This window comes from Streptococcus pantholopis (assembly GCF_001642085.1).
Lineage (GTDB): Bacteria > Bacillota > Bacilli > Lactobacillales > Streptococcaceae > Streptococcus > Streptococcus pantholopis.
The window spans coordinates 765,451-790,573 of record NZ_CP014699.1; the positions used below are offsets into that span (position 1 = coordinate 765,451).

Sequence of the window (25,123 nt, forward strand, 5' to 3'; positions counted from 1 at the left end):
TCTAAAACTCTGGGACGGTAAGTCCCAGAGTTTTTGCATTTTTGCCCAGCTTAAGGGGTCGGTCACATTAAATTGAGTGGGAATCTGTGGAGGCAAGCAAATACCGACGGACTTCTGAAATAAAATAAAGCGAACCTGTGACCACATAAAGGTCGTTAGTCTGTTCAGGAATCATTTTCAGCCATAAGTGCCAGTCCTCAACCTTTTTAAAATGGCAGGAGTAGTTTTCCAGATCTTCTGCCCCGGGGAAGTCAAAGCTGGTTACTATTAGGTCATAAGGAGTAAGACAGGCTAACATTTTTTGAATAGGCTTGCGCTTCAGGCCAGCAAAAAGGATATAAATCTTTTTATCAGCGAAATGTTCTTCCAAAAGGGCAGTAAGGCTTTGCATTGCTTCTTCATTATGGGCGCCGTCAAGCAGGATATGAGGGCTTATCAATTCTGCCCGCCCCGGCCAGGTTGCTTTTTGGAGGCCTGTTTTGATACTTTCAGCTGTGATGTTTTTTCGTTTTTTAGAAAGGAGCAGAGCAGCCATGGCAGCTAAAGCAGCATTGCTTTTTTGATGCTCCCCCAATAGCTGGAGCTGAATGTCAGAAAGGCAGAAATCATCTCTGCAAAAGGTTAGGCTGTCTTTTTTTTCTGTATAAAAGAAATCCTTTCCCAGTTCATAAGTTGGAGCGCTAAACAAAGCTGCTCTCTGATAAAAAACTAGACGGGCTTCCTGCTGAAATTGGCCGAAGATGAGCGGGGTGCTTTCTGAAAGAACTCCGACCTTATGGCTAGCAATCTGGCTGAGGGAGCTTCCTAAGGTTTCTTGATGGTCATAGCTAATTGAAGGACAAATAACAGCAAGTGGCGTAAAAACATTAGTGGCGTCCCTTGTTCCGCCCACGCCCGCTTCGATAAGTGCTAAGTCAACTGGCTTAATGCGGGCGAAATAGGTAAACATCAATAGGGTAACCAGTTCAAATTCTGTGGGTCGCCCCCACTTGGACAGGAGCTGTTCATCCTCTACAAGAGGGCGGATTAGTGCGGCAGTTCGGCATAAATCCTTGTCTGAGATGGGCTGCTGGTTTATAGCAATACGCTCATTGAAACGTGTTATAAAAGGGGAGGTAAAAGTGCCGGCGGTATAGCCTGAAGCAGTCAGGATATGCTGCAGGAAGCTGACTGTTGAGCCCTTGCCATTTGTTCCGACAATATGCAGAGCAGTTATTTTTTGCTGCGGATTATCCAATTTTTCCAGAAGAGCCAGCATACGCGCTTGTTTAGGTCTGCGGCCCTTAGCTTTATAGGAATGAATCCAAGTCAGGGTTTCTTTGTAATCCATATGTTTTCCTTATTTCTTTTTAACCATTATACCATTTTTTGCTCTTCTTTAGCGGCTAAAGCAGGCTGACGGAGCCCTTATGTCATATAAAAATAAAATTGTTCTATTTTTTAATCAAATTGATAATCCTAGTCATTTATGATAAAATGAGGTATTATTATGAGAAAAAATAAATGCATATCAGGTGATTGAATGAAACTCTCTTTGCTGATTACTTTTTTAAATGAGGAAACAATGATTGAAAAGACCCATTTGGCTATGGCTGCTCAGCTTGAACGCCTTTTGGGCCATGAGATTGATGATTATGAGCTGCTGTATGTTGATGATGGCAGCACAGATCGGACCTACAGTCTGATGAAAGCTATTGCAGCTGATGACAGCCATGTCAAGTATATCAGCTTCAGCCGCAATTTTGGCCGTGAAGGCGGTATTTTAGCTGGTTTCAAGTACTCAACCGGGGACGCTGTTATGGTTATGGACGGTGATTTGCAGCACCCGCCCAGTCTGATTCCCGAATTTCTTCAGGCCTATAAAGACGGTTTTGAGGTTGTCAGCGGTCAGCGTGACCGGACAGGCGAGTCAAAATTCAGCACTTTTTTTGCGCGTGCTTTCTATGCTTTTGCCAACTATGCTATGGACGTTAAGCTGACAGACGGTAAATCAGAACTCAAATTACTGAGCCGGCGCGCTGTCAATACCTTTTTAGCTATGCCTGAGTATAATCGCTTCAATAAGGGATTGTATGAATGGATCGGTTTTAAAGAAAAAGTTATCCCTTATAAGAACCATATCAGACAAGCAGGGGAGAGCAAGTTCAGTTTTAAAAAGTCAATGAACTATGCAGTTCAGGGGTTGATTTCCTTCAATGATAAGCCCTTGAGGATTTGTATTCAGTTTGGTTTTATCAGCATCGGTCTAGCGGTACTATATCTTTTTAAAGAGTTTATCTCTTATCTGATAAATCCGGGCAACTCAGTCAGTGGTTACTTTACCACCATTGCTGCGATTATTTTGTTCAGCGGCGTGCAGCTGATTTCTCTTGGAGTGCTGGGTGAATATATTGGAAAAATCTATTATGAAGTAAAAAGGCGGCCGCATTTTATTATCAGTGAATCAAATATTGAAGCGGCCAAAAAAGACGGAGTAGGATAATGGCAAACAGAAAAATAAAAATCTGGATGGATTCAGAAAAGCGGTCAGCTTTTTACACAAAGCATAAAAAACTTCTGATCTATCTCTGCAGCGCTTTTTTGCCAATGGCAGTCATGCTGATTGTCTGGCGGATAATGGCGATGTATCCTTTTGGTAGCAGCAGTTTGATGGCAGTAGATTTTGGTCAGCAGTATATCAGTTTCTTTGCTTATTTGAAAAATACGCTGCTGTCAGGAGACTGGTCGGGTTTCTTTTATTCTTTCACCAAATCGATAGGCGGAGAGATGATTGGGGTGGTGGGCTACTATCTCTTAAGTCCTTTTAATATCATCTACATTTTAACCCCGATTCAGTACTTTCCTTTAGCTGTTTTTTTAACCATTTGGCTGCGTTATGGCCTTATCGGTCTGACTTTTGCTCATTTGCTGATCAGACGCTATCAAGGCCTGTCCGGAAAAGTCTGGCTGGTACCGCTGATGGCTTTGGCCTACACCTTATCCGGTATGCTGGTTTCCTACCAGATGAATGTGATCTTCTACGATGCCATGTGGATGCTGCCGCTGATTATTATATACTTGGAAGAGACGCTGGACGGCGGGAAAATCTATCCCTATATTTTGACTTTGGCCTTAGCTATGCTCTTTCAGTTTTATTTTGGTGTGATGATTTGCATCTTTATTGCTCTTTATGCCTGCTATTATGTTTCACCTAACTTGGGCGGAAAGGCTCCTTTAAAGGAAAAGATTCAAGCTTTCTTTTCCCCTTTATTTAAGGTTGTCGGTGCTTCAGTGCTAGCTATTACGTCTGTTTTTGCTCTGCTTTACCCGCTTTACCTTAACTTAGCTTCCAGCAAAGGACAGGTTGGCAGTGCTCTTAACTTCAGCTGGTCTTTGCAAATCAATCCTTTGGATATTCTGTCCAAGCTGATTATCGGCAGTTTTGACAATAACTCCTGGCCGAGCGGTCCCAGCCTTCCTAATATTTATGTCGGCGGTCTGGCCTTAGTCGGCTTTCTGCTCTATTTTGCTTATGCTAAAACCAGTCTCTATCATAAATTATCGGCAGGACTTGTCTCTCTGGTTTTCTTCCTTTCCTTTATCAATGAATTTGCCAGTAAAATGTGGCATATGGGACAAAATCCGGCTGGTTTCTTCTTTCGGTTTTCCTGGCTGTTTTCATTCTTTATGGTCCTTCTGGCCTATCAGTTTTTTAAAGATCACAAACCCTTATCGGTTAAGCCTCTTATTTTAGGCTTGATTTTGATTATAGGCACCGTTTACTATGTCAGCAGCAAGGATTTCTCCTATATTGCCAAATCACAGCCTGAACTGGTTACCTCCTTTTTCCAAACTTACCGGGAGCTGGTTACAGCCCTGCTAGGCTTGATTTCTGTCAGTCTGGCTTATAGTTTTTGGACTTACTTTCGTGGCGCCAAACATAAGCAGTACCTTGCTGCAGCAGTTCCCCTGCTTTTGCTGCCTTTAGTCATCTTTTTATTAGCCAAGGGTTACCTGGTAACGCAGCTGACTGTGACTGCGGCTATCTGGCTTTTGGTTCTGCTGATTATCTATTTCCGATTAGAAAAAACACTGTTTCTTCTTTTGACAGCAGTAACTGTTTTTGAATTGGGCTGGAATGCTTACCTTTCCCAATCCACTTTGGGATATGCTGATGCTTATAAATTTACCGATGCTGTTCTTTCAGTGGGCAAAGTAACAGATACTGTTCAGGCGGAATCTGATGCAGGTTTTTACCGTATCGGATCAACCTTTACTTATTCACGGACGGTACCGACCTTTGTTTCTTATCCGGGGCTGAGCACTTTCAGCTCCACTATTGAGACATCAACTCAAAAGCTGTTTTCTTATTTGGGAGACAGCGGCGTTAACGCTTCGACAATGTATTTAAACGGCACTGCTTTAACAGATGCTTTATATGGGGTCCGTTATTATATTGACGTGAAAGACTACACTAATGACGATGTGCTGAAATATCCCCGCCGCTGGTATTATTCGAGATTGACAGAAAGAAAAGATTTGTCTTGGTCTTATACTAATCTAGTTTATGAAGATGACCGCTATTTAGTCTATGAAAATCCCAATGTCCTCTCTCTTGCTTTTGGCACGAATAAGGCTACAACAGGGATTACATTTGGCCTGAATAATGCTGCCGCCAATCAAAATTTCTTACTGCAGCAGATGGCAGGCACCAAGGAAAATTATTTTGAATCCTTTGACTTTGCGACCATTGAAACGGATAATATGCAAGCCGTCACAGACGACAGCGGACAAACCGTTTACAACCGTCTCGACCGCAGTAAACCGGGAATTATCCGCTATAAGCTGATTCCAAAAAGCAATTATACTTACTATTTCTTTACTCCCTTTGGAGTGACAGATGCCAATAAGGAGCTTTCGGTCTTACTGAACGGCAAATGGTACAATAACCAGAAAAGCTTTGATCAGAGGCAGCTATGGCAGCTGACAGATGATACAGAAGGACAGGAAACAGTTTTGGAGTTTCAGTTTACTGCTGACTCGGTCAATATGACTGGTGCACAATTAGTCCGTGCTAATAAAGAGGCCATAAAAAATGTGATGGCAGAACGTCAGAAGCAAAGTATGACAGTAGATAAATGGAGCAATACTAAAATTGAAGGCAGTGTTAACATCACAGATGACAGTGACATGATGATGACAACAATCCCTTACAGCGAAGGCTGGCATGTTCAGGTGGATGGCAAAGCGGTTGACACTCAGGAAGCCTGGGAAAGTTTAATCGCCTTTCCGATCAGCAGCGGTAAGCACAGCATAACAATGACTTTCAGACCGCCTGGCCTGTATGCCGGCTTGGCTATTTCTGCATTGTCCATTTCTTCGATTTTAGTTCTCAGATGGTATGACAAAAAGACCGATAAAAAAGTAAAAAACAGTTAAGACAAAAAGCTTTTCCTGACATGCCTGATTAAAGGCTGACAAGGAAAAGTTTTTTGCAGCTTAATTAGAGGTCTTCTTTGTCTAAGACCAAATCCTGCAGCCCCCTTTTTTAGCAGCCGTTCCCGGCAACAGGTTTTCTGAAAAAGAAGCCGGAAACTCTGAGCGGCTGCCAATCTCAAGTTCAGTCCGGCCTGCAAGAAATGCCTTTATGTTCTTAAAGTCTTAGTATTTTTAAAGAAGGCCTCAGTTACCGTCAGAACCCCGTATATATCTGTTCATTTAGCCCAGATATCAGAAGCTAAAGACCTTTAACTGGACTGTTTTTTGTGCTATAATAAATATTATTGCTGATTTAGGAGAGAAGTATGAAAGTCGTACGTGAAAAAGAGTTTGTCAATCAATACCATTATAATGCCCGTAACTTAGAATGGGAAAAGGACAATGGCACTCCTAAAACGAATTTTGAAGTGACTTTTCAGCTGGTGAAGAAAGATGAAAAACAAAAGGAAACGACAGTGGTTGCTGTTTTGCAATTCATGGTTGTTCGGGATGATTTTGTTATTAATGGTGTCATCTCCCAAATGAATCACATCAAAGGCCGAATTGTTAATGAACCCAGTGAATTTAGTCAGCCTGAGGTGGAAGGTTTGGCAGCGCCTTTGTTGGACATGGTTCAGCGCCTGACTTACGAAGTGACTGAAATTGCTTTTGACCAGCCCGGAGTTCAATTGGAGTTCAAAAATTAATGAAGTTAGCAGTTATTACCGATTCGACAGCGGCTTTACCGAAGGCGCCAGAGGAATGTGATAATCTTTATATTTTAAATATCCCCATTACAATAGATGGCGTTACCTACATTGAAGGGCAAAATCTAACACTTGCTGAATTTTACGATAAGATGGCAGCCTCCAGTCAGCTTCCTCAAACCAGCCAGCCCAGCCTGACCGAATTAGATGAGCTGCTGACACATTTAGCCAGTGAAGATTATACTCATGTCATCGGGCTTTTTTTGGCTGGCGGGATTTCAGGTTTTTGGCAGAATATTCAGTTCCTTATTGAAGAATACCCTAATTTAACCATCGCCTTTCCGGACAGCAAAATAACTTCCGGTCCTTTGGGCAGTATGGTGGAAAATATTTTTTACTGGCAAAAGCATGGTCTGACTTTTTCGCAGATCTTAGAGAAACTGCAGCTCCAGATAGACGGAACCAGAGCCTTTATCATGGTAGATGATTTAAACCATCTGGCTAAAGGAGGCCGTTTGTCCAACAGCTCAGCAGTTCTGGGAAATCTGCTAAACATTAAGCCTATTCTTCACTTCAATACTGACGGTGTTATTGTCGTTTATGAGAAAGTTCGGACAGAAAAGAAAGCTGTCAGACGTTTGGTGGACTTGCTTCATGAATTGACAGCACAGGGAAACTATAAAACTTTTATTATTCATGCTAAGGCAGAGGCAAAAGCAAAGGACTGCCGGCAGCTTCTTTCGGACTCCGGCTACAGCGGGAAGGTTGAAATCATTTCTTTTGACGGTGTGATTGCGACACATCTGGGAGCAGGAGCAATTGCCCTTGGTTTTACCCCGGTTTTATAAGGAGGTTATCTGATGATTAGTGTTATTATTGCTGGTTTTAAAGGGAAGATGGGGTCAACTGCCCTTGAAATGGTTAAAGGGGATTCGGAACTTCGGCTGGTTGCCTTGCTTGATCCTTTTGCAAAGGAAAAAGAATATGATGGTGTCCCTGTTTTTACAAATAAAGAGGATTTGCAGGGGCTGGCTGCGGATGTTTGGGTGGATTTCACTACACCGCAGGTAGCTTATGATAATACGCGCTTTGCCTTAGAGAACGGTTTTGCCCCTGTCGTTGGAACAACAGGTTTTACGCAGGAGCAAATCAAAGACTTGCAGGATTTGTCTGTTCGAAAAGAACTTGGCGGTCTGATTGCTCCTAATTTTGCAATCGGAGCCATTTTACTGATGGAATTTGCTGCTAAAGCTTCTAAATATTTTCCTGATTTGGAAATTATTGAGCTGCACCATGATAAGAAAAAAGACGCACCAAGCGGAACAGCCGTTAAAACAGCTGAGCTGATCCGTCAGATTCGTCAGCCTAAACAGCAGGGGGCAGCAGATGAAAGCGAGACTTTAGCAGGCGCCAGGGGAGCTGAATTTTCCGGATTTCGGATTCATAGTGTTCGGCTGCCGGGGCTGGTGGCACATCAGGAGGTTATCTTTGGTGCAGCAGGCGAGGGTCTGACTTTGCGGCATGATTCTTACGATAGAAGCTCTTTTATGTCCGGTGTTAATTTAGGAATCAAAGAAGTTGTAAAACGTGACCGGATGGTTTATGGTTTGGAACACTTATTATGAAATTAAATGCTCTGCCTTCTGAATTTCAGGAGGCTTTACCAATCTTGAATAAAATAAAAAGGGATGGTCATCAGGCTTATTTTGTCGGCGGCAGTGTTCGCGATGCTCTGCTGGGCCGGCCGATCCATGATGTGGACATTGCAACTGACGCTTATCCGCAGGAAATTAAACAGCTTTTTCCTCGGACAGCTGATATCGGTATTGAACACGGAACAGTTCTGGTTCTGCACAAAGGGGCTGAATATGAGGTGACAACCTTTAGGACTGAGGAAGCCTATGTTGACTACAGGAGGCCGAGCAGTGTTTCCTTTGTCCGCTCTCTGGCAGAAGATTTACGCCGGCGTGATTTTACAATAAATGCCTTGGCTCTCGATGAAGAGGGGGAGGTTATTGATCATTTTGCTGGTTTGTCTGATTTAAAACATGGCAAATTGAGAGCCGTTGGAGAGCCGTCTGAGCGTTTCAGCGAAGATGCGCTGCGGATTATGAGGGGCTTTCGTTTTGCTGCCAGTCTTAACTTTCAGCTTGAACCAGCAACTTTTACTGCAATGGCAGCTTGTTCACCGCTTTTGGAAAATATTTCAGTCGAGCGTTTATTTGTAGAATGTGACAAGCTCTTTTTATCTCCTTACTGGAAGCAGGGACTTAAGGCCTTGATTGATTCGGGGGCCTTCACCTATTTACCTGGTTTGCAGGGCAAAGAAAAAGAACTGCTTAAGCTGAGGGAGGAGCTGTCTGATTCCTTTGTGTTTGTCAGCAGTGAACAAGCTTGGGCTTTTCTTATTTTGATGATTAAACCGGCTGACAGCCGGCAGTTTCTGCGTCTGTGGAAAGTATCGAACCAGTTTCAAAAAACGGTGCTTAAGTTGACAGCTATTTATAATTTAAGAGGTCAGGGGCAGTTGGATAAGAAAATGGTTTATGACTACGGCAGAAATCTTTTGCTCATTGCTGAAGGTCTAAGAGAAGCACAAGGCCTGTCCGTGTCTTTTGCGCAAATTGAAGAACTTTATCAAGAACTTCCAATCTATAGCAAAAGAGAAGTCGCTGTCAATGGTAAAATCCTGATAAAAGAACTGGGGCTTAAACCGGGTCCGGCTTTAGGGCTTATCCTTGACAATGTTGAAGGAGCAGTTGTTGCTGGTCAGCTTGACAATACAAAATCAGCCATCTTTTCGTATATAGCTGCTCATTATCCTGATATCCGATAAAGTCAGCTCAGCCGGTCAATAGTCACAGTACAGCTGCAGAGAAGGAACTCTGTTTTGCAGTCGGAAATAAACAGTAAAGGGAATGGGACTCCCTTTTATTCTTGCCTAAGGGAGAGTATGATGAATGATTTTTTAGTTGAAAATTTGACCCAGACGGTCGGCGATCAAACCGTTTTTAAAAACCTATCTTTTATTATTCATGATTCGGACCGCATCGGCATCATCGGTGTGAATGGAAGCGGCAAAACCACTCTTTTAGACGTGCTTTCAGGCAGACTGGGTTTTTCCGGTGACCGCTCTCCTTTCTCCAGAAGGAAAGATTATCAAATTGCTTATCTAAGGCAGGAAGCTGATTTTGCCGAGGATAAAACCGTTTTAGAAACGGTTTTATCTGATGATTTGCCCGAAATAGCTTTGATTCGAGAGTATGAACTGCTCATGTCTGACTATGCCAAAGCCGATCCGCAGCGCCTTGAGCGCCTTATGGCGGAAATGGATGCCTTGTCTGCCTGGACTATTGAAAGTGAAGTCAAAGCAGTGCTGTCACGGTTAGGTATCCATAATCTGACACAAAAGGTAAAGACCTTATCCGGAGGAATGCGGCGCCGAGTTCAGCTTGCTCAGGTTCTTTTGGCTGATGCTGACTTGTTTTTATTGGATGAGCCAACCAATCATCTGGATATTGAAACCATCGCCTGGCTGGCTGATTTTTTGAAAAGCCGCAAAAAGACTTTGATGTTTGTGACACATGATCGTTATTTTTTAGATAGTTTATCGACACGTATTTTTGAATTAGCTCATGCTGAACTGACGGAATATCAAGGAAATTATCAAGACTATCTGCGTTTAAAAGCCGAAAAAGATGAGCGGCAGGCGGCCTATCTCCATAAACAAAAGCAACTGTACAAACAGGAATTAAACTGGATGCGCACACAGCCTCAGGCTCGAGCTACCAAGCAGGAAGCCAGAATAAAACGCTTCGGTGCTTTGGAAAAAGAACTGGCTCAGTCACAGCCGCAAAAGCAGCTTGAATTTCATTTTGAAGCCAGCAGAATAGGCAAAAAAGTGCTAGAGTTTACAGATGTTGATCTGAAATATGATTCGGATTATCTGTTTTGCAATTTTAGCTTGCTGCTGCAAAATAAGGATCGTATCGGCATTGTCGGCCCCAATGGTGTCGGTAAGACCAGTCTTCTCAATATGATAAGCGGAGACTTAGCCCCCAGCGGGGGAAGCATAGATATTGGCGAGACCGTCCGTGTAGGTTATTTTTCCCAGCAGATTAGAGGCATGGATGAAAATAAGCGTCTTATTGCTTATCTGCAGGAAAAGGCTGAAACGGTCAGAACCAGAAGCGGTCTGATAAGTGTAACAGAGCTTTTGGAACAGTTTCTCTTTCCGCCTGAGAGTCATGGCAAACTCATTGCTAAGCTGTCCGGAGGTGAGAAGAAGCGGCTCTATCTCTTGCAGATTTTGCTTGAAAAACCTAATCTCTTATTGCTCGATGAGCCGACTAACGATTTAGACATTGAGACTTTAGCCGTATTAGAAAAATTTTTAGAGAATTTTTCCGGCCCTGTCATTGCAGTCAGCCATGACCGTTATTTTCTAGATAGGGTTTGCAATAAAATTCTTGCTTTTGAAAACGGACAGATAAGCCAGTTTGTGGGGAATTACAGCGATTATCTGGCCGAAAAAAATAGAGAAAAATCCAATTATTCCGAACCTTCAGCTGCTGAAACATCTCTGACTTCAGTCAAAGATAAGCCGAGAAAAACACGGCTGACCTATTTTGAACAGCAGGAATGGAGTAGGATTGAAGCCGATATTGAGCAGCTCGAGGCGGCTATTGAAGACATTACAGCGCTTATGCAGGATAATGCTAGTGATTATGAGAAACTGGCTGATCTGCAAAATCAGCTTGATGAAAAAAATGCTGAATTACTGCAAAAATATGAGCGCTATGACTACCTCAGCGATAAACAAAATGAAAAATAATGCTAAATGGAGAAAAGATGGTTCTTAGAGAAATTCAGCAGAGAGATAACCGGGCGGTTGCCTGTCTGATCAGAAAGACTTTGGAGGAATTCTCCTTAGATAAAGATGGAACAGCCTATTATGATCCGCAATTAGAGGATCTGTCAGCTTATTACGCTAAAGAGAGCAGGGGGGCTTATTTTGTTGTTGATGAAAATGGCAGTATTGCTGCCTCCGGAGGCTTCGCTCCGATTTCTTTAACAGTTGCTGAACTCCAGAAACTCTATGTTCGCAAAGACTGCCGCGGGAAAGGGTATGCTTCCTTACTCATGGATAAGATTCTGGCTGCAGCCAAAGCAAGAGGATTTCAGCAGCTTTATCTTGAAACTACTGCTTTGTTATCACAAGCTGTCAACATTTATAAGCATTACGGTTTTAGACAGCTGGACAGCCCTCTGCTGCATGAAAACGGGCATTCAGCTATGGACATTTGGATGATAAAAGATTTATAAAGGTTAAGTTAACATTGCATTACAAGAAAAAGCAGAAGGCTTTTTTAGTGCCGAAATACAGCCGATTGGCCTTATTTTAGAAGAGATGCGTCTGCGAAATCACAGATTTCTGGCTTACCGCCAGCCGTAAACGTCTGAAGGCTTTGTCGCCTTAACAGTCGACTGCACCCTTCTAGTCGTTCTGGCAGAGGTGCGCAGACGAAATCACAGATTTCTGGTTTACCGCCAGCCGTAAACGTCTGAAGGCTTTGTCGCCTTAACAGTCGACTGCACCCTTCTAGTCGTTCTGGCAGAGGTGCGCAGACGAAATCACAGATTTCTGGCTTACCGCCAGCCGTAAACGTCTGAAGGCTTTGTCGCCTTAACAGTCGACTGCACCCTTCTAGTCGTTCTGACAGGGGTGCGCAGACGAAATCACAGATTTCTGGCTTACCGCCTTTTTGCTTTGCTCTTTTGACGGGCTTTGTATCTTGATGAATTGAACACGGCCTAAAATCCTAGTGAAAAAGATGGTATAACCATGCTTTGTAATAGCAATTGATTAGAAAAGCCGTAGCCGTCTGAAAGCTTTGCCGTCCTAGTGGCCGACCGCAGCTTTCTAGTCGTCTTGGCAGAGGTGCGTCTGCGAAATCAGAGATTTCGGACTTACCGTCATTTTCATACGGATTTTTAAACGGCCTTTGTATCTTGGTGAATTGAACACGGCCTAAACGCTGCGGGAAAAAGTATGGTCAAATATAGAATTGATTTCACAGTTAGGCAGCCGTAAACGTCTGAAGGCTTTGCAGTCTTTACAGCCTGCCGCACCCTTCTAGTCGTTCTGGCAGGGGTGCGTCTGCGAAATCACAGATTTCGGACTTACCGCCTATTTTCCTTTTGCGTTTTTCACGGCCTTTGTATCTTGATGAATTGAACACGGCCTAAAATCCTAGTGAAAAAGATGGCTGTCAGCGTGATGCTTAGGCATCACTTGCCATCCCCTATTTTCATACGGATTTTTAAACGGCCTTTGTATCTTGGTGTGAGAAGTGAGGAGTAGATGAATTATATTTGGTCTTATTTGAAACATTATCCCAAATGGTTAATTTCGGATATTACTGGAGCTTTTTTGTTTGTTGTGGTCAACTTGGGACTGCCGACAGCTTTGGCTCAGATGATTAATCAAGGGATTACTGTAGGTAATCGCTCTGCTATTTATTTTTGGGCAGGGGTTATGTTTATTATTGTGCTCTTAGGGGTCATCGGACGGATTACGGTCGCTTACTCAGCAGGGCGGCTGACGACAACAATGATCCGAGATATGCGCAATGATATGTATGACAAGCTGCAGAAGTACTCGCATCATGAGTATGAAAAAATCGGTGTTTCTTCTTTGGTTACCCGGATGACCAGTGATGCTTTTGTTTTGATGCAGTTTGCGGAAATGTCCTTGCGTATGGGTATAATGACACCTTTGATGATGATTTCAAGTGTTGTTATGATTTTAATCACCAGCCCTTCTCTGGCTTGGATTGTCGCAGTAGCAGTGCCCTTTTTGATTTGGGTCGTTGTCTATGTTGCCATCAAGACGCGGCCGCTTTCTGAAAGACAGCAAAAAACATTGGATAAGATTAATCAATACGTTCGGGAAAATCTGACCGGCCTGCGTGTTATTCGGGCTTTTGCGCGTGAGGACTTTCAAGAGAAACGTTTTGCTTCGAAAAATGAGCAGTATGAAACTATTTCCAGCCGGCTGTTCAAACTGACCGGTTTAACAGAGCCTTTATTTGTTCAGATAATCATTGCCATGATTGTCGTTATTGTTTGGTTTGCCCTTGCTCCTCTAGCTCAGGGTGATTTAAAAATCGGTGATTTGGTGGCCTTTATTGAATACAGTTTCCACGCTCTCTTCTCCTTTTTGATGTTTGCCAATTTATTTACTATGTATCCGCGGATGTCAGTTTCAAGCAAGCGTATTCAGGAAGTAATGAATCTCCCTATTTCCATTGATCCCAATGAAAACGGCATTACAGAGACACAGACGAAGGGTTATCTGGAATTTCAGAATGTGACCTTCTCTTACCCTGGTGAGACGGAAAGTCCAGTACTGCACAATATCAGTTTTAAGGCTAAACCGGGAGAAACAGTAGCTTTTATCGGAAGTACAGGTTCCGGTAAATCGTCTTTGGTTAATTTGATTCCGCGTTTCTATGATGTGACTCTTGGGAAAATCTTAGTGGACGGTGCCGATGTCCGTGATTATAACCTGAAAGCGTTGCGGGAAAAAATCGGTTTTATTCCGCAAAGAGCACTTTTATTTACCGGAACAATTGCAGAAAATTTGAAATATGGCAAGGCAAGTGCCACATTAGAAGAGTTGGATAATGCGGCAGACATTGCTCAGGCCAAAGAATTTATCGAAAGCCGTGAAGAAAGATTTGCAGCACATCTGGCAGAGGCCGGCAGCAATCTGTCCGGCGGACAGAAACAGCGTCTATCCATTGCACGGGCAGTTGTTAAAGAGCCGGAAATTTATATTTTTGATGACTCTTTTTCAGCTCTGGACTACAAAACAGATGCCCAGCTGCGGGCCCGTTTAAAAGAGGTGACCGGTCAAAGTACGGTTCTTATTGTCGCGCAGCGTGTCGGAACGATTATGGATGCCGATCAGATTATTGTACTTGATGAAGGCGAAATTGTCGGCCGCGGGACGCATGAAGAATTGATGCAGAGCAACGAAATATACCGCGAAATTGCCAGTTCACAGCTCAGCAGCAATATATAAGAGGGGGAGGATATGCATAAAGAAAGTGTTTTCTTACGTTTGTGGACGTATTTAAGAAACTACAAAGGCTCGCTTTTTCTTGCGATTTTCTTAAAAGTTTTGAGCAGTGTTATGAATGTTCTGGAGCCAGTCATTTTAGGGCTTATTATTACAGAATTAACTGCCAATCTTTTGGATATGGCTAAAGGAGTCAGCGGTGCACAGATTAACACTGCTTATATCTTCGGAATATTGGTTATTTATTTTATCCGCGGTCTTTTTTACGAAGTCGGAACCTATGGCTCTAACTTTTTTATGACCAATGCGGTACAGCGGTCTATTCGTGATTTGCGAGACGATCTGAGTGAAAAAATCAATAAGATTCCGGTATCCTATTTTGATAAGCATCAGTTTGGCGATATGCTGGGGCGTTTTACCAGCGATGTGGAAGTGGTTTCCAACGCACTGCAGCAAAGTTTTTTGCAGATTGTGAATGCATTTTTGACCATCGTTTTGGTTATTGTCATGGTTCTGTATCTGAATTTCAGTCTAGCACTGATTGTTATTGCCTGTGTTCCGCTGACTTATTTCAGTGCTCGCTTTATTTTGCAGAAATCGCAGCCTTATTTCAAAAAACAGGCTGATGCTTTGGGGGACATGAATGGCTTTGTTCAGGAAAATCTGACCGGCTTTAATGTGATTAAACTGTATGGCCGTGAAGAGGTTTCTGCTGAAGAATTCCGTGAAATTACTGAAAATCTTCGTGATGTCGGCTTTAAAGCCAGTTTTATTTCGGGGGTCATGATGCCTGTTCTGCATGCTATTTCAGATATGGCTTATTTAATTATTGCTTTTATCGGGGCTCTTCAAGTCCTGTCCGGAACGCTGACAATTGGAAATATGCAGGCTTTTGTGCAGTATACTTGGCAAATCAGTCAGCCGGTTCAGACAATTACTCAGCTGGCAGGTATCCTTCAAAGTGCTAAATCATCCTTGGAACGGATTTTTGAAGTTTTGGATGAACCGAATGAAGCTAGTGAAGTGACAGAAACGCTCAGTCACGATTTGACGGGACAAGTCAGCTTTCGCGATGTTTCTTTCCAGTATACTGCTGATAAACCTTTGATTCGCCATTTTAGCCTCGATGTCCAGCCTGGAGAGATGGTTGCTATTGTCGGTCCGACCGGTGCTGGAAAAACGACCCTGATTAATTTGTTAATGCGCTTTTACGATGTCACAGAAGGAGCGATTACTATAGATGGACACGATATTCGCCACCTTTCCCGTCAGGAATACCGCAGACAGTTTGGTATGGTTCTTCAGGATGCTTGGCTTTATGAAGGGACAGTTAAAGAAAATCTCCGTTTTGGCCAGCTGCAGGCAACAGATGACGAAATTGTAGCGGCTGCAAAAGCTGCCAATGTTGATCACTTTATCCGGACACTGCCCGGCGGCTATAACATGGAAATGAATCAGGAATCAAGCAATGTGTCTCTTGGGCAAAAACAGCTTTTAACAATTGCCCGCGCCCTTTTGGCTAATCCTAAAATTTTGATTCTGGATGAAGCCACCTCTTCAGTGGATACGCGTCTGGAACTGCTGATTCAAAAAGCGATGAGCAAACTAATGGAAGGGCGAACAAGCTTTGTTATTGCCCACCGGTTATCTACTATCCAAGAAGCGGATAAGATTCTTGTCCTTAATGACGGTCAAATTATTGAGCAGGGGAATCATGAAAGCCTCCTTGCTGCTAAAGGTTTTTACTATGACCTTTATATGAGCCAATTTGCTAAGACACAAATTTAAAAGGTGCCAAAAGCAGATTCACTGTCTGAAATTTCGACGGTGAATCTGCTTTTTAACTTGCTTTTGCTGTGTTATAATGGGAATAGCTTACGGTCTCGAAGTCCGGGAATACGGATTTTTTCACGGGCTTTGTATCTTGGTGGAATTGAACACGGGCTAAGCTCTTTGCAAAAAAGAGACGCAGTCGTAGGAAGCGTATGCTGACGTACGAATGTGGCTACTCTGTGAGTACAGTCCTCCCTAGAGTCTTTAGTGACTCGGCGGTCAGGCTCCTATTTTTGCTGTGAGCTTTTCACGGCCTTTGTATCTTGTTATTGGGAGGTGAGATGTGACTATTGTTGCTTTGATATTTGTAAAATTGCTTGTCTTATTTTTACTGATGGGAGCAGGTCTTTTTTTGGCTTACCGGCATATCTTTACCAAAGAAATAACGTTAGAGCTGTCTAAACTATTAACCAGATTTGTTGCCCCCAGTCTCTTCATTTCTTCATTTATCAGTCAGAGCTTTTCTTGGGAGAAATTGCTGCTGCTTCTTGCTGTGATGGCGTCAGCCTTTCTGATTATTGTGTCACGGATTTTTTTGCTGTCTTTTCTGCTGCCCAAGAGCAGAAATACAGACAAGTATGCTGTTCTTTTCGCAAATGTCGGTTTTATGGGAACTCCATTGGCCTTAGCTGTGGGCGGTAAAGAAGCTGTCTTCTTTATTTCAGGATTTGTGGTAGCCAATCAGATTATGCAGTGGACTTACGGTATTTATTTGATTTCACAAAAACAATCTGTAATCAATTTGCGGGCTGTTTTTATTAATCCGGCTACGATTGCAACTGCAGTTGGTCTGTTTTGTTTCCTTTTACCCTTTAAACTGCCGGGTGTTTTGGTTGATGCTATTGATACCTTTGCTCTGCTGAATACGCCGCTGTCAACTTTGGTCTTGGGTTCTTATTTTTATAAGACAACTTTTAAAGAGATTTTTCTTTACCGTCCGGCATACTATACTGCTTTTTTACGTCTTTTTGTGACATCTTTTATCAGTATTTTGCTTATTTGGCTCTTGCCGTTCCATTCTTCCGCTGTCAAACTGGCTTTGACAATAGCTGCCATATCTCCGGCAGCAATGAACACAGCCCTGCTCAGTCAAGTTTATGGCGGTGATTATGAATATGGATCACGGTTAGTCCTTTTAACAACTGTTTTATCCCTTGTCTCTATCCCCCTTATGGTAGGTATCGCCAGTTTCTTATATCTTTAATGTTCTGTCCTGATTTTTTTCTGTAAATGTTGAAAAGCTCTGGTTTCTATATGAAAACCAGAGCTTTTTAAATGTTGAATGTCGTTTTCAAGACTGAATAACAGTGAACGAAAAAATTAATGAATCTGAATAAAGGTGTAAATGGCTTGGATTCCAATCGCCATAAACAGAACCGCAATAAACCTCCCAATCAGTGCGGCTGTCAAAATAGGCTGTCCCAAAAGGATGAGCCCGAGAACAATCGTGAAAACAGCAGAGAACAGCAGCCGATTGCCGCCTAATGCCCCGGCTCTGCGCAGCTGAATTCCGGCTGTCAAACGAAAAATACCGCTTAAAAGCACCCAATAAGCTAAAATAGTGATGACAGCACCAGACAGTGAGAAAGCTGAACTGCCTAATAGAATCAAGCCAAAAACAATTGACAGGATACTCTGCAGCAATTCCCAAAAAGAGCGACTGTTTTTACTGTCAGACAAGTAAGACAGCAGATTTGTTACACCTGAAACAAAGACAATTAGTGCTAAAAACCATCCTAGACTAGCTACAGTAACTAAAGGATTAGCAAAAAGATAAAAACCAAACAATATCGCTAAAATACCAGCAAACAAAGGGAACCACTTCATAACACACTCCTCAACACAAGATACAAAGCCCGTCAAAGAGCAAAGCAAAAATAGGAAAATTGACGAAGAGTCGCTAAGACTCTAGGAAATTTTATCTTTTTTGCACAGCTCTTAGGGCGTGTTCGATTCACAAGATACAAAGCCCGTTTAAAGAGCAAAGCTTTCAACCTCTACGGCTATATAATCTACCCTATTATAGCTGTAAAGCTGTTAAAAGTCAAAAAAATTAGCTTTGAGAGATAGAGTAAAGCCGTTAATCGGGAGGTTCTTTCTTCTTTTGTTTTATGAAAAATAAGAAAATACAAGGAGTATGTCATGTTTTCTGACATGAAAAACAATTTTTTTCGAAAAAATTGAGGAAAAAGCTTGACAAAAATATTCAGAAAATTTATACTACTTTACGTAATATAAAATCTCAAATTTTGGAGGAAGTGTCTATGACAACAGGAAAAGAGTATGTTACAGCTGTTTTTGAAAAAGTTAAGGCTCAGAATAGTCATGAAGCAGAGTTTCTTCAAGCGGTAGAAGAAGTTTTTGATTCGTTAATACCAGTTTTTGATAAATATCCTGAATATATTGAAGAAAATATCCTTGAGCGCCTGGTAGAACCGGAACGTGTCCTTTCTTTCCGAGTGCCTTGGGTTGATGACCGAGGACAGGTTCAGGTGAACCGCGGTTACCGTGTTCAGTTTTCATCAGCTATCGGTCCTTATAAAGGCGGGCTGCGTTTCCATCCTTCTGTGAATCAATCCATTATTAAGTTCCTTGGCTTTGAACAGATTTTCAAAAATTCTTTGACTGGACTTCCGATTGGGGGCGGTAAAGGTGGCTCAAATTTTGACCCCAAAGGGAAATCAGATAATGAAGTTATGCGCTTCACCCAAAGTTTTATGACCGAACTGCAGAAATACATTGGTCCGGATATTGATGTTCCGGCTGGTGATATCGGTGTCGGCGGCCGTGAGATTGGCTATCTATTCGGACAGTATAAACGTTTGAACGGTTACAAAAACGGTGTACTGACAGGAAAAGGTCTAACGTACGGCGGTTCGCTGGCTCGTACAGAAGCTACCGGTTACGGCGCAGTTTACTTTGCTGAACAAATGCTTAAAGCCCGCGGCGAAGGATTTGCTGGTAAAACAGCAGTTGTTTCAGGCTCAGGTAATGTTGCGATTTATGCGACAGAAAAGCTGCATGCATTAGGTGCAAAAGTTATTGCTGTTTCAGATTCCTCAGGATATGTATATGATAAAGAAGGAATCAATCTGGAAACCTTAAAACAGCTGAAAGAAGTTGAGCGTGCCCGTATTGTTAAGTACACTGAGCACCATCCAAATGCTGTCTTTACCCCTGCCGGCGGTGATTCTATTTGGACTATTAAAGCGGATTTGGCCTTTCCGTGTGCAACACAAAATGAGTTAAATGCGGCAGACGCTAAAGCTTTGGTTGCAAATGGTGTTATTGCTGTCACAGAAGGGGCAAATATGCCATCAACTTTGGAAGCTATTGAAATTTTCCTTGAAGCAGGTGTATCCTTCGGCCCAGCTAAAGCAGCAAATGCCGGCGGTGTTGCAGTATCAGCCTTGGAAATGGCTCAAAACAGTCAGCGGACACCTTGGACTTTTGAAGAAGTAGACAGCAAACTTTACCAAATTATGAAGGCTATCTATACAAATTCAGCAGCAGCAGCAAAAGAATTTGGTGAAGAAGGCAATCTTGTTCTGGGAGCCAATATCGCAGGCTTCCTTAAAGTAGCTCAAGCAATGTCAGCACAAGGTGTTGTCTAAGTCGCTCAAATGTCAGATACATTTCTGCCCCGCTCATAAGGGAAGGCACTAGTCATTTCCCTTATGATGCAGGGCTTTTGTTATGGTTAAAGAATTTTTTCTTGACATTTCTTTTCTTGAAAACTATAATAGTTCTCATGGAAACAAATAGAAAGGGAGTAAGGATGGTTGAAGCGATAGCTGATTTGAAAAATCTGGTAAACCAAATTGAGCAGCTCGCTGATGAATTGGCTAAAAAGAACGGCATCGAACATTTAGCCGGCCCTCAAGGACACGTCCTGCTTTATTTGGGGAAGCATCAGAATGATGAAATTTTTATAAAGGATATTGAAAAGTTTTTAAAAATTTCGAAATCGGTCTGCAGCAATCTAATTAAACGGATGGAAAAAAATGGGTTTATAACAGCCACTTTATCGCAGACTGATAAAAGACGGAAACGTATTGCACTGACGGATGCCGGCCGTCTTAAGCTGAAGCCCCTGGAGCAATTTCATCAGGATATGAGGGATTATTTGTTTAAAGATATTGCCTTTGAGGATTTTCAGACAATAAAAAAAGTCAGCCGACAGCTGCAGACCAACATTGAGCACTACAAAGAAAAGGATGTGTAGACTGAAGTTCTGCCTTACTGCTTGTCCAGTCGTAGCCGTCTGAAGGCATTGTCGTCTTTACAGCCGACTGCCCCCTTCTAGTCGTCCTGGCAGGGGTGCGCCTATGAAATCAAAGATTTCTGGCTTACCGCCAGCCGTAAACGTCTGAAAGCTTTGTCGCCCTATCAGTCGACCGCACCTTTCTAGTCGTTCTGGCAGAGGTGCGCAGACGAAATCAGAGATTTCTGGCTTACTGCCAGCCGTAAACGTCTGAAAGCTTTGTCGCCCTATCAGTCGACTGCACCTTTCTAGTCGTTCTGGCAGAGGTGCGCAGACGAAATCAGAGATTTCTGGCTTACCGCCAGCCGTAAACGTCTGAAAGCTTTGTCGCCCTATCAGTCGACTGCACCTTTCTAGTCGTTCTGGCAGAGGTGCGCAGACGAAATCAGAGATTTCTGGCTTACCGCCTTTTTGCTTTGCTCTTTTGACGGGCTTTGTATCTTGGTGGAATTGAACACGCCCTAAGAGCTGTGCAAAAAAGATAGCCTGTCTTAGAGCCTTGAGGGCTCTTCGTCCAGTCTCCTATTTTTGCTTTGCTCTTTTGACGGGCTTTGTATCTTGGTGGAATTGAACACGGGCTAAGCTCTTTGCAAAAAAGATAAAACTTCCTAAAAACTGAAGTTTTTTCGCCAGTTTTCCTATTTTTGCTGTGAGCTTGTACGCCCTTTGTATCTTGGTGGAACTGAACACGGGCTAAACGCTGCGGGAAAAAAGAGACGCAGTCGTAGGAAGCGTAAGGTGACATACGAATGTGGCTGCTCTGTGAGTATAGTCTGACCTCGAATCTTTCTGGATTCATCGGTCAGTCCCCTATTTTCCTTTTGCGTTCTTAACGGGCTTTGTATCTTGTGAATCGAACACGCCCTAAACGCTTCGGGAAAAAGATGTCCTGACTTAGAATCTGGCGATTCGTCAGTCAGTCCCCTATTTTCCTTTTGCGTTTTTTAACGGGCTTTGTATCTTGTGTTGAGGAGTGTGTGATGTTAACGATTTTTAAGCGTTTAAATACTAAGGAGTGGGGAATGGTTCTCCTTAGTACAGTATTTATTTGTTTAGCTGTCTGGATGGATTTAAAAACACCATCTTATATGTCAGAAATTACAACTCTGCTGCAGACAGAAGGAACAACTGTTTCTGATATTATGGATCCGGGCTCTAAGATGCTTCTTTTGTCCTTTTCCAGTTTTTTAAGTGCGGTAGTGGTCGGTTTTCTGGCAGCACGGACAGCAGCTAGCTTTACAACCCGTCTGAGGGCTGAGATTTTTAATCAGGTTATGGATTATTCAGATGCTGAAATCAAGAAATTTTCCATCCCCAGTCTGTTAACTCGGACTACCAATGACCTTACCCAGCTGCAGATACTTATTACGATGGGAATGCAGGTCGTTACCAGAGGACCGATAATGGCTGTGTGGGCTCTAACTAAAATCTGGGGGAAGAGCTCGGAGTGGACCTGGTCTGTTGCCGGAGCTGTCGGCATAGTTCTGATTTTACTGTCAGTGATGCTTTTTGTGGCTTTTCCGCGAATGAGCCGAATTCAGTCTTTAACCGATGCTTTAAACAGCACGACCAGAGAGATTCTTTCTGGGATACGAGTGGTGCGTGCCTACAATGCCGAGAGTTACCAAGATGCTAAATTTACAAAAGAAAACAATAGGCTGACCAAGCTCAATCTTTTTGTTCATCGGCTGATGGCGCTTATGAATCCTGTGATGACACTGGTTTCAAGCGGTTTGACCTTGGTTATCTACTGGATTGGTGCTTATTTGATTAATGACATCAAGGTGTCAGCAACTGATATGAGTCAGGCAACGGCTGCTGTGAGAGATCGTGTCGCTGTTTTTAGTGACATGGTGGTCTTCTCGTCCTATGCCATGCAAGTGGTTATGGGCTTTATGATGATGGTAGCTATCTTTATTATTTTGCCGCGGGCTCTTGTTTCTGCAGGCCGTATCAATGAAGTTCTGGCCTTGGATTCAAGTGTTTCCTTTAAGGAAAAAACCAGTCAGTCAGACGGTCAGACCGGTACTGTTGTCTTTAATGACGTCTCTTTTCGCTATGCTGAAGAATCTGAGGCTGTTATTGAGCATGTCAGCTTCAAAGCAGAAGCAGGTCAGACAGTTGCTTTTATAGGCTCAACAGGATCCGGTAAATCAACTTTGGTCAACCTGCTTCCGCGCTTTTATGATGTTACTGCCGGCAGTATTTTAGTTGACGGGATTGATGTTCGTGACTACAGTCATGATGATTTAAATGCTAAAGTTGGCTATATTCCGCAGAGAGCCGTACTTTTTAGCGGGACAATTCGCTCTAACATGGAATTGGGGAACAGCAGCCAGTCTCCGCTCGATGATACCAGAATTTGGGAAGCGCTGGAATTAGCTCAGGCTAAAGATTTTGTTGCTAGTAAAGAAAAAGGACTGGATACAGAAGTGGCTCAAGGGGGGACTAATTTTTCAGGCGGTCAGAAACAGCGTTTGGCGATTGCCCGCGCTTTAGCACGGAAACCGGAAATCTTAATTTTTGATGATTCTTTCTCGGCATTGGATTATAAGACTGACCGTATTCTGCGGGAAAATCTGGCTAAACAGACCGCACAGATGACTAAACTGATTGTCGCTCAGCGGATTTCGACAATTATGGACGCTGACCAAATCTTGGTACTGGATGAAGGCAAGGTTGTCGGTCAGGGTACTCATAAAGAGCTGCTGGCTGGCAATAAAGTCTATCAGGAGATTGCCTATTCACAACTGTCCAAGGAGGAATTAGAAAATGGTAAGTAAGAAAAAAACCTCTTTATTAAGTCAGATGGCCCCCTATACCAAAAGCTACCGTCCGGCTTTTCTGCTGGCCATTGCCTTTACAGTTGTTTCGAGCGGAATTACTGTTATTGGCCCCGACAGACTCAAAGAGATTACTGATACAATTACTGCAGGCTTGGCCGGTCAGCTCGATTTGACTAAAATTGCAGGGATCTCTATGACTTTGGCCCTTATGTACGGGGGCGGTGCTGTGATTTCTTATTCGGCAAGCTTTATTGTAACCACTATTATTCAGAAATTTTCTCAGAAGATGCGCAATGCGATTGCTGATAAGATTAATGTTCTGCCCTTACGTTATTTCGACAGCCATCCTCAGGGAGACACGCTGTCGCGTGTAACCAATGATGTCGACTTGATGACTCAGTCTCTTAACCAAAGTCTAGTTTCGCTTGTGTCTGCTGTGGTGCTTTTATGCGGATCAATTTTTATGATGATAAGAACAAATGGCACTATGGCTGCGACAGCAATCGGATCAGTCCTAATCGGCTTTGTTCTTGTTGTCTTTATTATGGGCAAAACCCAGCCCTTCTTTACCCGCCAGCAAAACAACCTGGCTAAGGTCAACGGCTATGTTGAGGAGATCTATACTGGCCACAATGTGGTGACGAGTTACAGTGCTGTGCAACAGACAAAAAATACTTTTAATGAACTTAACCAAGACCTATATACTAGTATGTGGAAGTCACAGTTCTTTTCTGGAATTATGATGCCCATGATGCAGTTTATTGGGAATTTTGGTTATGTTATGGTTTGTATTGTCGGAGCAAGTCTGGCCATTAACGGTGATATTACGATGGGAACAATCGTCGCTTTTATGACCTATGTCCGTATCTTTTCACAACCCTTATCTCAAATTGCTCAGGCGATCACTCAGCTGCAGTCAGCCAGAGCCGCTATGGGCCGTGTCTTTGAATTCCTTTCAGAAGATGAGATGACTGATGAAAGCTCTAAGGATAAGCAGCTGACACACATTAAAGGGGATGTTGCCTTTAAGGATGTTTTCTTTGGTTATTCTAAAGATAAGGTCATTATTCATGATTTTTCTGCAGTGGCTAAAGCAGGGCAGAAGGTGGCCATTGTCGGTCCGACCGGAGCTGGTAAAACAACGATTGTTAATTTGCTGATGAAATTTTATGAAATGGATAAAGGCAGTATCACAATTGACGGTATTGCTATTGATCAGATGAAACGTGAAGAGGTCCACGATGCCTTTGCTATGGTTTTGCAGGATACTTGGCTCTTTGAAGGAAGCGTTAAGGAAAATCTGATTTACAATCAGAAAAATATCACAGATGAGCAAGTTATTGCGGCGGCTAAAGCTGTCGGTGTTCATCATTTTATTATGACTTTACCGCAGGGTTATGATACCTTGCTTGATGATTCGGTCAGTCTTTCAGTCGGACAGAAGCAGCTGTTGACTATTGCCCGTGCCTTACTCAAAGATGCGCCGCTTCTCATTCTTGATGAAGCAACTTCATCGGTAGATACCAGAACAGAAGAGCTGATTCAAAAAGCGATGGATAAGCTGATGGAAGGACGGACTTCCTTTGTTATTGCACACCGGCTTTCAACAATCCGCAATGCGGACTTGATTTTAGTTATGAAAGACGGCAATATTATCGAACAAGGCAATCATGATCAGCTGATGTCGGCTGATGGTTTCTATGCCGACCTCTATAACTCCCAGTTTCAAGCTTCCTAAGAATTAGCAATATCATTTGGAGACAGACTTTTTGTCTTACCTTCCTTGTCAATAGTTTTAAGACCCCAGCCACAGATGGTGGGGTCTTTTTTACAGTTACAAAGCGTCATATTTTTCTATATAATGCTAACGCTTTGCTAACACAAATGCAATCTTTAGCTGATAAAGTGAGGGGAAATGTTTTTGAGAGTTTTTAAAGTTTTTAAGTAAAATAATTTGACTATTTAAAAAAACTGATTTATACTGAAAAAA

At 42.8% G+C, this 25,123-nt stretch carries 17 protein-coding genes; 15 read left to right on the forward strand and 2 right to left on the reverse strand.

The features are described from left to right. Positions 1–67: 67 nt before the first annotated feature. The gene (locus A0O21_RS03600) at positions 68–1,330 is read right to left on the reverse strand and encodes a bifunctional folylpolyglutamate synthase/dihydrofolate synthase (protein WP_067061406.1); all 1,263 of its coding nucleotides are present in this window, start codon (positions 1,328–1,330) and stop codon (positions 68–70) included. Between the two features lie 192 nt (positions 1,331–1,522). Here A0O21_RS03600 and pgfS point away from each other — a divergent pair, with 192 nt between their 5' ends. The 11 genes from pgfS (at position 1,523) to A0O21_RS03660 (ending at position 17,287) form a co-directional block, all read left to right on the forward strand. Beyond that, positions 1,523–2,482: a glycosyltransferase PgfS gene (gene pgfS / locus A0O21_RS03605; RefSeq protein WP_067061410.1), complete on the forward strand. Its 960-nt coding sequence runs from the start codon at positions 1,523–1,525 to the stop codon at positions 2,480–2,482. Continuing rightward, on the forward strand, positions 2,482–5,418 hold the full coding sequence (gene pgfM1 / locus A0O21_RS03610) for a glycosyltransferase PgfM1 (protein ID WP_227806884.1): 2,937 nt from the start codon (positions 2,482–2,484) through the stop codon (positions 5,416–5,418). Before pgfS ends, pgfM1 begins: the two co-directional genes overlap by 1 nt. A gap of 365 nt (positions 5,419–5,783) precedes the next feature. Further along, positions 5,784–6,164 (forward strand): DUF1149 family protein, encoded by a 381-nt coding sequence (locus A0O21_RS03620; protein WP_067061418.1) that lies wholly within the window; start codon positions 5,784–5,786, stop codon positions 6,162–6,164. Next, a complete protein-coding gene (locus A0O21_RS03625; protein ID WP_067061422.1) occupies positions 6,164–7,012 on the forward strand; it encodes a DegV family protein in 849 nt (282 codons plus the stop codon). The genes A0O21_RS03620 and A0O21_RS03625 overlap by 1 nt, the downstream gene beginning before the upstream one ends. A 9-nt stretch (positions 7,013–7,021) precedes the next feature. Further along, positions 7,022–7,789: a 4-hydroxy-tetrahydrodipicolinate reductase gene (gene dapB / locus A0O21_RS03630; RefSeq protein WP_067061425.1), complete on the forward strand. Its 768-nt coding sequence runs from the start codon at positions 7,022–7,024 to the stop codon at positions 7,787–7,789. After that, on the forward strand, positions 7,786–9,000 hold the full coding sequence (locus A0O21_RS03635) for a CCA tRNA nucleotidyltransferase (RefSeq protein WP_067061428.1): 1,215 nt from the start codon (positions 7,786–7,788) through the stop codon (positions 8,998–9,000). Before dapB ends, A0O21_RS03635 begins: the two co-directional genes overlap by 4 nt. Before the next feature lie 120 nt (positions 9,001–9,120). Further along, entirely contained in the window at positions 9,121–10,998 is a 1,878-nt protein-coding gene (locus tag A0O21_RS03640) for an ABC-F family ATP-binding cassette domain-containing protein (protein WP_067061432.1), read from the forward strand. Positions 10,999–11,015: 17 nt separating this feature from the next. Then, positions 11,016–11,489, forward strand: a complete 474-nt coding sequence (locus A0O21_RS03645; protein ID WP_067061435.1) for a GNAT family N-acetyltransferase — start codon at positions 11,016–11,018, stop codon at positions 11,487–11,489. Positions 11,490–12,528: 1,039 nt separating this feature from the next. Next, positions 12,529–14,253 (forward strand): ABC transporter ATP-binding protein, encoded by a 1,725-nt coding sequence (locus A0O21_RS03650; RefSeq protein WP_067061439.1) that lies wholly within the window; start codon positions 12,529–12,531, stop codon positions 14,251–14,253. Positions 14,254–14,265: 12 nt separating this feature from the next. Continuing rightward, the gene (locus A0O21_RS03655; protein ID WP_067061443.1) at positions 14,266–16,038 is read left to right on the forward strand and encodes an ABC transporter ATP-binding protein; all 1,773 of its coding nucleotides are present in this window, start codon (positions 14,266–14,268) and stop codon (positions 16,036–16,038) included. Between the two features lie 328 nt (positions 16,039–16,366). Then, positions 16,367–17,287 (forward strand): AEC family transporter, encoded by a 921-nt coding sequence (locus tag A0O21_RS03660; protein ID WP_067061447.1) that lies wholly within the window; start codon positions 16,367–16,369, stop codon positions 17,285–17,287. Positions 17,288–17,403: 116 nt separating this feature from the next. Here the strand turns inward: A0O21_RS03660 and A0O21_RS03665 are convergent, their stop codons facing one another. Next, positions 17,404–17,910: an HdeD family acid-resistance protein gene (locus A0O21_RS03665; protein ID WP_067061451.1), complete on the reverse strand. Its 507-nt coding sequence runs from the start codon at positions 17,908–17,910 to the stop codon at positions 17,404–17,406. Between the two features lie 437 nt (positions 17,911–18,347). On the opposite strand from A0O21_RS03665, the gene gdhA reads away from it, so the two are divergent. The 4 genes from gdhA (at position 18,348) to A0O21_RS03690 (ending at position 24,871) form a co-directional block, all read left to right on the forward strand. Continuing rightward, positions 18,348–19,697 carry an NADP-specific glutamate dehydrogenase gene (gene gdhA, locus A0O21_RS03670; RefSeq protein ID WP_067061454.1) on the forward strand — a complete coding sequence of 450 codons (1,350 nt, stop codon included), beginning with the start codon at positions 18,348–18,350 and terminating at the stop codon, positions 19,695–19,697. 164 nt (positions 19,698–19,861) lie between these two features. Beyond that, on the forward strand, positions 19,862–20,308 hold the full coding sequence (locus A0O21_RS03675; RefSeq protein ID WP_067061457.1) for a MarR family winged helix-turn-helix transcriptional regulator: 447 nt from the start codon (positions 19,862–19,864) through the stop codon (positions 20,306–20,308). 1,019 nt (positions 20,309–21,327) lie between these two features. Beyond that, positions 21,328–23,130 carry an ABC transporter ATP-binding protein gene (locus A0O21_RS03685; RefSeq protein ID WP_067061463.1) on the forward strand — a complete coding sequence of 601 codons (1,803 nt, stop codon included), beginning with the start codon at positions 21,328–21,330 and terminating at the stop codon, positions 23,128–23,130. Further along, on the forward strand, positions 23,120–24,871 hold the full coding sequence (locus A0O21_RS03690; RefSeq protein WP_067061467.1) for an ABC transporter ATP-binding protein: 1,752 nt from the start codon (positions 23,120–23,122) through the stop codon (positions 24,869–24,871). The genes A0O21_RS03685 and A0O21_RS03690 overlap by 11 nt, the downstream gene beginning before the upstream one ends. Positions 24,872–25,123 lie beyond the last annotated feature (252 nt).